The sequence below is a fragment of the Tenacibaculum sp. MEBiC06402 genome, assembly GCF_049239625.1.
Lineage (GTDB): Bacteria > Bacteroidota > Bacteroidia > Flavobacteriales > Flavobacteriaceae > Polaribacter.
In genome coordinates, this window is sequence record NZ_JBMKKT010000063.1 from 1 (window position 1) to 503 (window position 503).

General features: G+C 30.8%; 1 protein-coding gene. It reads left to right on the forward strand.

The features are described 5' to 3' along the window. Positions 1-42 precede the first annotated feature (42 nt). Positions 43-411 (forward strand): hypothetical protein, encoded by a 369-nt coding sequence (locus ACOSP6_RS00695; RefSeq protein WP_422092883.1) that lies wholly within the window; start codon positions 43-45, stop codon positions 409-411. Positions 412-503 lie beyond the last annotated feature (92 nt).

Here is a 503-nt window from a genome sequence, read left to right on the forward strand (position 1 = left end):
GCAACTTTTCATACACAAATACGTTGTACGTAAGTTGAAAAAATGAAACGGAAAAATAAAATAAAAGTCGGTATTGGAATTTTGCTCTTAGTAGTATTATTATGGCAATTCGGATTCTTAACTAGATATAATTACTTAACAGCTAAAATTGATTCTTGGCGAGATAAACCTAGAATTGTTCAGATTGGAATACCTGATTTTAATTATGGAGTTCCTGTTATTTCTCTAAATGAAAAATATGGATTTCACCAAACAAATATTGGATGTATTGTGACTAGAGCTCAGTTGCGTGGAATCGAATCTTATAACACTGAAATTGAAAAATATCTGAATAATCGTAACGGAAAAGATTGGAGAAAAAAATATCAAGCTGAATTAGATTACTTGATTAAAAATAAATTGACTGAATGAAAAACCTACGTACAACAAGGTGTATAATTAATTGCGGCTGTCCCGAAGCTTCGGGACCTCATCGGAAATTCAATCTTATTAATTATCTTTCC

Bases quoted from the DNA above. Each gene is read 5' to 3' on its own strand.
- ACOSP6_RS00695 (WP_422092883.1), top strand. From the start codon at position 43: ATGAAACGGAAAAATAAAATAAAAGTCGGTATTGGAATTTTGCTCTTA.